11 protein-coding genes are annotated in these 9061 nt (G+C 60.7%); 2 read left to right on the forward strand and 9 right to left on the reverse strand.

From position 1 onward, the window contains the following. The 5 genes from AC1D1P_RS07945 to AC1D1P_RS07965 all read right to left on the reverse strand — a co-directional run. A partial coding sequence (locus AC1D1P_RS07945) for a CocE/NonD family hydrolase (RefSeq protein ID WP_477672611.1) occupies window positions 1–1257 on the reverse strand: 1257 nt, incomplete at its 3' end. Window positions 1258–1314: 57 nt separating this feature from the next. Next, window positions 1315–2913 carry an ABC transporter substrate-binding protein gene (locus AC1D1P_RS07950; RefSeq protein WP_477672612.1) on the reverse strand — a complete coding sequence of 533 codons (1599 nt, stop codon included), beginning with the start codon at window positions 2911–2913 and terminating at the stop codon, window positions 1315–1317. Between the two features lie 258 nt (window positions 2914–3171). Beyond that, entirely contained in the window at window positions 3172–4170 is a 999-nt protein-coding gene (locus tag AC1D1P_RS07955; RefSeq protein WP_477672613.1) for an aldo/keto reductase, read from the reverse strand. Window positions 4171–4246: 76 nt separating this feature from the next. Then, window positions 4247–4642, reverse strand: coding sequence for a MerR family transcriptional regulator (locus tag AC1D1P_RS07960; protein ID WP_477672614.1), 396 nt, complete (start codon window positions 4640–4642; stop codon window positions 4247–4249). 99 nt (window positions 4643–4741) lie between these two features. After that, on the reverse strand, window positions 4742–5179 hold the full coding sequence (locus AC1D1P_RS07965) for a universal stress protein (RefSeq protein WP_477672615.1): 438 nt from the start codon (window positions 5177–5179) through the stop codon (window positions 4742–4744). Between the two features lie 154 nt (window positions 5180–5333). On the opposite strand from AC1D1P_RS07965, the gene AC1D1P_RS07970 reads away from it, so the two are divergent. Further along, window positions 5334–5585, forward strand: coding sequence for a hypothetical protein (locus tag AC1D1P_RS07970; RefSeq protein WP_477672616.1), 252 nt, complete (start codon window positions 5334–5336; stop codon window positions 5583–5585). 35 nt (window positions 5586–5620) lie between these two features. Here the strand turns inward: AC1D1P_RS07970 and AC1D1P_RS07975 are convergent, their stop codons facing one another. Continuing rightward, complete coding sequence (locus tag AC1D1P_RS07975) at window positions 5621–6034, reverse strand: hypothetical protein (RefSeq protein ID WP_477672617.1); 414 nt, start codon at window positions 6032–6034, stop codon at window positions 5621–5623. A 163-nt stretch (window positions 6035–6197) separates the two neighbouring features. Here AC1D1P_RS07975 and AC1D1P_RS07980 point away from each other — a divergent pair, with 163 nt between their 5' ends. Further along, window positions 6198–6767, forward strand: a complete 570-nt coding sequence (locus tag AC1D1P_RS07980; RefSeq protein ID WP_477672618.1) for a DUF1439 domain-containing protein — start codon at window positions 6198–6200, stop codon at window positions 6765–6767. Between the two features lie 25 nt (window positions 6768–6792). On the opposite strand, the gene AC1D1P_RS07985 is transcribed toward AC1D1P_RS07980, so the two are convergent. The 3 genes from AC1D1P_RS07985 to AC1D1P_RS07995 form a co-directional block, all read right to left on the reverse strand. Then, window positions 6793–7677: an NmrA family NAD(P)-binding protein gene (locus AC1D1P_RS07985; protein WP_477670523.1), complete on the reverse strand. Its 885-nt coding sequence runs from the start codon at window positions 7675–7677 to the stop codon at window positions 6793–6795. Between the two features lie 206 nt (window positions 7678–7883). Next, window positions 7884–8381 carry a hypothetical protein gene (locus AC1D1P_RS07990; protein ID WP_477670522.1) on the reverse strand — a complete coding sequence of 166 codons (498 nt, stop codon included), beginning with the start codon at window positions 8379–8381 and terminating at the stop codon, window positions 7884–7886. Between the two features lie 436 nt (window positions 8382–8817). Further along, a partial coding sequence (locus tag AC1D1P_RS07995; RefSeq protein ID WP_477672619.1) for a hypothetical protein occupies window positions 8818–9061 on the reverse strand: 244 nt, incomplete at its 5' end.

The following is a 9061-nucleotide window of genomic DNA, read 5'->3' on the forward strand; positions in this document are numbered from 1 at the left end:
CCGGTACGCCAGCGCGCCGTGATGCCTCTCTGGAAGAGAGGGGGACAGCGAACGATCAACGTGAAAATGGTAGGGCGTCCACCGCGTATCCGGAATCGGCCAGTCCTGCTCGGAACGCCAGGTACCGCCGTGGTCAAGACGTCCCTCGCTGTTTTTTCTGCCGGAGCCGCCGCCCATCACGAACAGCCTGACATCGGCATTGCCTTCAGCGGCCGGAAGGCCTTTGAGCCAGTGGTCAAACCATTTAAGTCTGGCCTCAAGAAAGCTTGCGGCCACGTGATGGCCAAAAGTGGATTGTTCGCCGAAATCCACATCGCCTGAATAGGTCAACCACCTGTTTCCGTGCACCCACGGACCAAAAACGAGCTTTACCGGAGCGCCGATTTTCTTGAGGCTGACGTAATTTTCGGCTGCGGTGCGCGTATAGACGTCATACCAGGAAGACATATGGACTGTCGCCACGTTCTTGAGGTGATGGTAGAAACCCTCCGCATAAATTCCGGGCTGCTTCCAGTACGCATCGAACGTACCACGCTCCCATTGATCGAAGAGAAACTCTTCATATTCCGGTGCTTCCGAAAGCGGTGAGTTTCCACGGCGCCACGGCATTCTTCTGAACCAGTCGTCGACGTCGATATTCTTCAGGGTGCTGGCGACGGCCGTATTTTCCGACCGCTGGGCAATGCTCGATGCGAAGAGAACAGCCCAGGCCGCCTGCTTTAACTCATACGCGCCGCCCTGCCGGATGCCGCTCTGATAGCCGTTTGAAAACCCGCCGGAGTCGACATACATGGCCATCAAGCCGGGTGCACCGGTAGATGCCAGGGCCATTTGCGTATGTGCCGCATAGGAAAGGCCCTTGGTCCCGATCCTGCCGTCGGACCAGGGCTGCCGCACGATCCAGTCACAGGTGTCATGGCCGTCGTTGGCCTCGCTCAGATACTTCGTGAATGTTCCTTCGGACCCGTATCTGCCGCGGCAATCCTGGTACACAACGATATAACCCTGGGCCACAAAATACGTTGCCACCTCTTCACGCGACATGGGGCGCGTGCTCCCTGGTTCGCGTTCGGTGCGGCTTTCAAGGTGCTTCCCATAGGGAGTGCGTTCCATGATGACCGGGAACGGTTTCGGCTCTTCTCCCGGCTCCTGTCTCGGGCGATATATATCGGTCGAGAGCCTCACGCCGTCCCTCATCGGCACCATCACGTTGCGTTCAATCACCACAGCAAGATTGCTGAACGTCGAGTCTTTCATTTATTTCCCTGATCTGGCACGGCCGGGCACGCGCCACCGCCTTGTTCGTGAATCTGCTTACTTTGAAGCTGCGTCCTTGATGCCGCTGGCTATCGTGTATCCGTCGCTTCGCGGGACCATGCTCAGGCCCTTGCGCAATCCCCATGCCGCCTTCGCGTTATGCACCGGTACGATGGCAACGTCCTCGGCGGCAAGCCTTGCGGCCGTTCGCTGCAGCTCTTCGCGTTCCTTGTCGTTCAATGTTTTGGACGCCGAGCGGATCGCTGCATCAAATTCCTTGTTGCTGTACCGACCATAGTTGTTGGCTCCGGTTCCCAAGGCCTTGTCAAAGGTCTGGATAACGGCGGTGTATGGCTCCAGCGAATCACCGAGAATCGCGCCGATGCCAAACATGGCCAGGCTGAATTCGGGTTCACCACCGGCCCCGCCGCTTGTCGCTCGGGTAACGAAGTTGGCGTAGGGGAGCGTCCTTGCGTCTGTTTTTATTCCCGCCTGGGTCAACATCTGGGCAATGGCTTCGCAGACCCGTGCGTCGTTGAGGTACCGGTCATTGGTGCAATGTAAAACCACCCTGAATCCGGATGGATAGCCAGCCTCGGCCAGCAAGGCTTTGGCCCGCGCCGTGTCTCCGGGCTGAAGCTTCAGCGCAGGCTCGTACCCAAAGAAACCGGCAGGAACAATTTGCGTCGCCGGTTCCGCATCGCCTTTCATGACGAACTTGTTAATGGCATCCCTGTTGATGGCCACCGCGATCGCCTGGCGCACGCGTTTGTCCTGGAACGGATTCCTGGCCAGTGGTTTACCGTCATTACCGGCGACATAAGGCGAAACCGTCCGGAACTGGTCCATGTGCAGGTGGTTGAACATATAGGACGTTGTGGAAACCACAGACACCTTTTCGCTCTTCTTCAAGGTGTCGCTCAAACCGCCGGCAGCTCCGTCAATGACATCGACACTGCCGCCCAGCATTGCCGCCGCTCTCGCCGGTTCTTTCGGGATGAATTGATAAGTCACTTTTGACCAGGCCGGTTTTGCGCCCCAGTACGCGTCGTTGCGCGTCATGGTCACTTGCTGGCTTGGAATGAGCCCTGCGTACTTGAAAGGACCGGTTCCCACCGCCGCCTTTCCGGTCTCGAAGTCCGACTCCTTGATCTCCCCACCGCTTCCTTTCGGGAGAATGGCCACGATGCCCACGTTTTCAGGCAGCGTGGGTGCGGATTCCTTCGTCTTGATGATGACCGTCAGCGGGTCCTGCACCCGGACGCTGTCGATCGTCCTCAAGTAGGTCTTGTACGTTCGGGGGCCGGTCAGCGCCTTGGCCCTGTCGAGCGAGAACTTCACGTCGTTCGCCGTCATCGGTTCACCATTGTGAAATTTGACGCCGGGCCGCAACTTGAATTCCCATTGTTTTTCATCTATCGCCTTCCACGACAAGGCCAGCTGGGGAACAGGATGCAGCTTTTCATCCTGGCCAATCAGCGAGTCGTAGACGTTCATCCAGACGCTGCGATTGGCGGCGCCCAGAACGTGGGGATCGGCAGAAGTGACTTCGGCCTTGAATCCGATCCGTAAATCGGCAGCTGACGTCATACCCGAAAGCGTCACAGCCACAGTAGCCGCCAGCAACCGGCGGGGACAAGTTAGTGCGATTCCCATTCTGAAGCTCCATGAAGTTAGGCCAGGCCTTTACAGCAAGGCAAATACATATGTATCGTTTAATGATACATCGTATTGTTGTACGATACAACAACCCCAGAATTTTCGCTGCACCGGCCTTACAGAATCATCGGCCGAAGAGGGACTTTTGACCAGCGGGAACACAGAACCGGGACGCTTCACTGAATAGAACTTTACGGCCCGGGTTCAGCGCAGGCGGAGTCCGTTGTCTTGCCCCCGTAAGGATGTCAGCCTGTGTCACGCATTGACCGTACCCAGAAATGACGCGGGATACCGCAGGCCCGCGGCGGCGTCGGGCGGGAAGGCCTTGTCGAGCTGGACCAGCTCGGCCGGGCTCAGCGTGACGTCGAGTGCGGCGATATTCTGGTCGAGGTAGCTGCGGCGCTTGGTGCCGGGGATGGGAATGATGTCATCGCCCTGCGCCAGTACCCAGGCCAGCGCGACCTGCGATGCGGTGACGCCTTTGGTTGCGGCCAGCTGCTTGACGACATCGACCAGTGCCAGGTTACGCTTGAAGTTGTCTTCGGCAAAGCGGGGCGAGAACTTGCGGCGATAGTCATCGGCAGGCAGGTCTTCAGGTTTGCTGAAAGCGCCGGTCAGGAAACCGCGGCCCAGCGGCGAATAGGGGACAAGGGCCACGCCGTGCTCGCGGCAGGCGGCCAGGGCGCCGGTGATTTCGGGGTCGCGCGTCCACAGCGAATATTCACTCTGCAGCGCGGCGATGGGATGCACCTTGCAGGCACGCGCCAGCGTGGCGGCCGAGGCTTCGGACAAACCCAGATAGCGCACCTTACCGGCTTTCACCAGCTCGGCCATGGCGCCGACGGTGTCTTCAATGGGCACGGTCTTGTCGACGCGGTGCTGGTAATAGAGGTCGATCTGGTCGATACCCAGACGCTGCAGGCTGGCGTCGCAGCTGGCCTTGACGTATTCAGGCCGGCCGTTGACGCCGCGGGCGCTTTCGTTGTTCGGATCTCGGGTGATGCCGAACTTGGTGGCGATGAACACGTCCTTGCGGCGGCCGGCGATGGCCTTGCCGATCAGCAGCTCGTTGGTGTGCGGGCCGTAGATGTCGGCGGTGTCGAGGAAATTGAGGCCGCGGTCCAGCGCATGGTGAAGGGTGGCGACGGACTCGGCGTCGTCGCGGTTGCTGTAGAAGTCGCTCATGCCCATGCAGCCGAGGCCGATGGCGGAGATGGCGGGACCGTTGCGGCCGAGGGTTCGGGTTTTAATCATGATGGGTTGCCTTGGGTTGAAGGGTTGGTTGGGGGTGGATTGGGTGGATTGGGTGGATTGGGTGGATTGGGTGGATTCACGCACGTTTGGGCACGGCGCGCAGCTCTTCGTACAGGCCGATTTTTTTGCGAATGAACTGCAGGGTTTCGCGCTGGGTGCGGATCCCGGCTTCGAGGCGTGCGGCGTGTTCTTCGAGCAGGGTTTGCCGCTCGGCCAGGCTGGTGGCGGTATTGCCTTTGCGCAGCAGCTGGGCATAGCGCTGCATGTCGCGCATCGACATGCCGGTCGCGCGCAGACGCACCAGGAACTCCAGCCAGCGCATGTCGGCGTCGCTGTAGCGGCGCGCGCCGCTGCGCCGGCCTATGGGGGCGATGAGGCCGATCTGCTCGTAGTAGCGCAGGGTGTAGGCGCTGAGGCCGGAGGCTTCCGCGGCTTCGGCGATGCTTAAAGAGACGGTGGGAGCGGTAGTCATGTGGGGACTGTAAAACTTCGAGCGCGCTCTAAGTCAAGCCCTCTTTGGAAACCCTTTTGTTGACCGGCCGATTGGGGCGGACCGGACCCGCGCCTTGCCTCAGCGGGTAATCACCACCAGCACACTACAGGGCGCCTGCGCGATCAGCGATTTGGAGACCGAGCCGCGCCACCAGCGTGCGGCCCAGCCTTCGAGGTGCTTGTGGCCGACCACAATCAGGTCGGCGTCTATCTGTTTGGCGTACCTCGCGATTTCATCGACGGTTTCGCCGTACAGCACCTCGCCCCCAGCCTCATGGCCTGACTCCAGCAGCTGGCGCAAGCCGTCGTTGAGGATGCCCTGGTATCTTTCCCTGTCCTGGTCGGCGACGCTTTGTTCATAGATTACGCCTTCAGCGGCGACCACCTGCCGCTGCAGGGGGGTGACGGCAATCAGCGTCAATGCCGCCCCGCTCCACTGCGCGATCTCGCGGCAGTCCAGCAGCGCTTTTTGGCCCGATTGGGAACCGTCGTAAGCCAGCAAAATTCGCTTGTACATGATGTATCTCCCGAATGAAGTGACTGGGCAATTCAAGAATAGGCCTGCTRCCTGAGCCGGTCAAATGATCGCCCCAGCGCCAACAGGGTCGCCTCATTTTGCGCAGCCCCGCACCGGCGACAATCGGGGTCAACAACCGATTCCAAAGCAGCCCATGACCCAAGACCCCAACCGCGCCAGTGAACTCAAGAAAATGGAGTTGTGCGACTCCTGCGCCGGCATACAGCGCAACTGGCGCAAGGCGCCGGGCCACCCGGAACTGGTGCAGGGCAACCCCCGCCATGAAACCCGCCGTCACGGGCTGATCACCATCACCCGCTACAAGTGCGACCGCTGCGGTACGGCCTGGGAATATGAGAACGACAAGACCAACCAGAAAGCCGGCTGGTCGGTGGTGGGCCGCTGAGGCGGCTCAACCGCGGGCCGGCTTACCGTTCTGCCTTATCGTTCAGCGTTAGCGCGCTTGACGAGCGCATCGCACTCGGCGCGAAGCTTCTGCAGCTTGGCCTTCTCAGCATGAAAAACCTTGTCATCGAGCGCGCGGACCGCCTTCATGCCGGAAAGGCTGGCCAGGTAAGACGCTTTTTCAAGCCCGTTTTTGCAAGGCCGGAATTGATCAAACGGATCAGGCCCTTCCTTGGCCGCAGGCCACTGCTTGCGCTGCCCGTCCAGCGCGGCCTGGGTCAGGCGCAGCCGCTGGGCGTATTTCATGGCCTCCGGCTCCATGGCCCCGATGGCGTATTCATTGAGGACACGCTGCGACCTGATCGCCAGGGCCAACGCATCCTGCTCGCCCTTGGTGGGTTGTGCCGTCGCCAGCGTGGCGGCCGGAAACAGCAGGAAGGTCAAAAGCATTCGCATCAGGCCGACCATACAGGAATATGAAATCCGCCCTCTTGCCGCCCGGCCGCTTGAATCGCCATCGGCTGGACGCCGACCCCGACACGGGCTTTTGAATGACACGCGTGGCGGGGCACCCGACGCATCATGGCTCTTGCACTGAAAGGACACAACAAGCATGAAACGAAGACTGCTTCTCGCCACCACCGCACGGCTGTGCCTGGGCGGAGCTGTGTATTTCACCCTGYCGGGCGCACAGGCCCAGCCCAGCTACACCGTCAGCATGGCCCAGCTGCAGGACGCGGTGGCCAAACGCTTTCCGGTGCGCAAGCGCGCCAACGGCCTGCTGGACATGACCGTGCAGGCACCGCAGCTGCGCCTGCTACCCGAACAAAACCGGCTGGGCGCCGCCATGGCGGTGGAAGCCGCCGGCCCGGCGCTGCAGCGTGCTTACCCCGGCACCTTTGACCTGGACTTTGCGCTGCGCTACGAAGCCAGCGACATGACGATACGCGCGCACCAGCTGCGCGTGAACACGCTGCAGTTTGACGGCCTGCCGCCGCAGGCGTCGATGCTGGTATCAGGCTATGGCCCGCAGCTGGCCGAGCAGGCGCTGCAGGGCGTTGTGCTGCACTCGCTCAACCCGCAGGACCTGGCACTGCCCACCAGCATGGGCGTGCAGCCTGACCGGATCACCGTGACGGCGCGGGGGCTGGTGATTGAGTTCGTGAACAAGCCGCTGAGCTGAGCCAGCAGACCGCCGCGGTAACGCGCTAGCCGCGTTGCTCGCCCGCCAGCGCCTGCACATACGCGCGCAGCGAGGTGCGACCGCGGACAGGTGCATCGGGCACGGTGTAATGCCGGTCCAGCGTGATTCCTGTCATTGCCGCATACGATCTGGCCGCAGCACTTGAAAAGCCCATGGCCCTGAAGGCCTCTTCCCATTTCTCGCGCGGCGCAACACGCACCGAGACGGGTTTTTGCAGCGCCTCTCCAAAGGCCACGGCAACATCGCCTGCGCTGTACTGCTCTGGCCCTTCAACATGAAAGAGGCCGGTTTTGCCGGCGGGCTCGGTCATCAGGCGCGCAGCGAACTCACCCAGGTCTTGCGGCGCCACCATGGGCAGCTTGAAGTCCGCCGGGTACATGGAGTCGATCACACCTTCATCCTGCGCGGTCTTCAGCGCCGCGTCCCAGTTGCTCATGTAGTAGGCCGCGCGTATCACGCTGAACGGCACAGCCTGTGCCTCCAGGGCTTTTTCCATGTCGTAAAGAATGCCGAGGTCGCCCGCGCGCTGGACGGGCTGGGCGCCATAGGTGGACTCGGCCACGATCTTCTCGAAGCGTGTACCTTGCAGTGCCTCAATGATGGACGTCACCGTGCTGCGCTCTTCGGCATCGGTGTCGGTGGAGGGAGCCGCCGGCGGATTAAGCAGAAAAAGTCGCGTGCCCTGCTGGAAGACTTTGCGCAGCGACGGTACATCGTGGGCGTCGGCAACAGCGACCTTCGCCCGTTGGGGTACGTCGTGTTTGGTCTTGCCCACCCGGCCGGATTTTTTGGGGTCGTGGGTGATGAGGGTGACGGGCTCGCCCGCACCAATAAGGCGTTTGACCAGCGCCGAGCCGACGTGTCCTGTTCCGCCAAGAATGATATGCATGAGATTCTCCTGGTGTCAAAAGATCCATGCTCGAGGCAGGCGAGGCTCCTCAGTGACAGCCACTGGAGCCCTGGAAAGTCGGAATGCGCCGACAAGGGACAAGGAAGGGCTGCGACGCGTGCGGTCACAAGGAGACAGGCAAAAAAAAGACAGGCCTCGGCCTGTCTTTTTGGATCAGCGGGTATGTATTTGACCCGCGTTGCCGCTTACTTGGTGCCGGCTGCCTTGACGTCGGTCTTGGCTTCTGCCTTGACTGCGCTGGTATCGACCGCAGCGTTGGCCTTGTCGGCGGCGGCTTTGGCCTTCACGGTATCAACCTTGGCATTGGCATCGATAGCGACGCCGGCTGCTTTGGCATCTGCCTTGGTGGTGGCCTTTTCAGCTTTGGTGGTGGCCTTGGCTTTGTCGTCAGCGTCTGCCTTTTCAACCTTGGCGTCGGCCTTGACCTTCGCTTTAGCGGCCTTGGCATCTGCCTTGGCGGTTTTCGCCGCGGCTTTCTCTTCAGCCTTCACCACTTTGGCATCGGCCTTGGCGTCTACCTTGGCTTCGCTTTTCACGGCGGCTGCGACAGACTTGTCGGCCTTGGCTTCAGCCTTGCCAGCAACCGGAGCCGTTTGCGTGGACGATTCGACAGGTGCCGGTGTTTGTGCAGAAGCAATGCCGACGAAGAGGGTAGCAATGAGAGTAGCGAGCAATTTGTTCATGAGAGAGAGTCCTTTGAATGGATGGATGATGGAAATTATTGTTATCACGTAGCCTGTGTTCAACGGCGTGGCATGCAGCGCTGTTGACCCGGCATACACACCGTTGCACAACACACCTGCGCCTTACATCGCTTGTCGCTGTACGGCGACAATACCGCCCCGTTTTGTGCTGGCCTGTAGGATGCGGCGCTTCCACTGTGTAATGAATAAAGCCCGCAGTACGAACGCGCAACATCCACACAACAGGTTGTTATCGTCAGCGGCAGCGCCATCGCCTGCGTTCTGGCAATGCATCCGCGTTTCGATGAGAGCATCACTGATCGTGATCCCATCGGACTCGATCAAGAGATGGGGCAACTCAACGGCATTGGCACGACCACGCACAACCGAAACACGCTGCCACCGAAGCGAAGCATGTTTTCGCCATGCAACCTTCTCAGGGGTTCAGATGGAAGTGAATGGCAGCCTCCAGGGCCCGGTGCAGCGGATTCTTTTGATCCGCCTGAGCGGGCTTGGTGGGAGATACGGTGCGTGTGAAGCGACGCCGCCCCTGCGATTCGCTCTCGATGAAGATCACGAACGCGGAGGTGCCAGCTTTGAGTTCGGCTTCGGTGTAGAAGGCGCGCTGGTATTCGTTCTCGCCTGAGAGCGCGGCATAGCTCGCTGCATCGACCAAGGTA

The organism is Polaromonas sp. P1_E1_2 (assembly GCF_056406035.1).

Coding starts and splice junctions, on each gene's coding strand:
- AC1D1P_RS07960 (WP_477672614.1), bottom strand. CDS start 4,642: ATGACTACCGCTCCCACCGTCTCTTTAAGCATCGCCGAAGCCGCGGAA.
- AC1D1P_RS07955 (WP_477672613.1), bottom strand. CDS start 4,170: ATGATTAAAACCCGAACCCTCGGCCGCAACGGTCCCGCCATCTCCGCC.
- AC1D1P_RS07985 (WP_477670523.1), bottom strand. CDS start 7,677: ATGCATATCATTCTTGGCGGAACAGGACACGTCGGCTCGGCGCTGGTC.
- AC1D1P_RS07975 (WP_477672617.1), bottom strand. CDS start 6,034: ATGCTTTTGACCTTCCTGCTGTTTCCGGCCGCCACGCTGGCGACGGCA.
- AC1D1P_RS07970 (WP_477672616.1), top strand. CDS start 5,334: ATGACCCAAGACCCCAACCGCGCCAGTGAACTCAAGAAAATGGAGTTG.
- AC1D1P_RS07950 (WP_477672612.1), bottom strand. CDS start 2,913: ATGGGAATCGCACTAACTTGTCCCCGCCGGTTGCTGGCGGCTACTGTG.
- AC1D1P_RS07990 (WP_477670522.1), bottom strand. CDS start 8,381: ATGAACAAATTGCTCGCTACTCTCATTGCTACCCTCTTCGTCGGCATT.
- AC1D1P_RS07965 (WP_477672615.1), bottom strand. CDS start 5,179: ATGTACAAGCGAATTTTGCTGGCTTACGACGGTTCCCAATCGGGCCAA.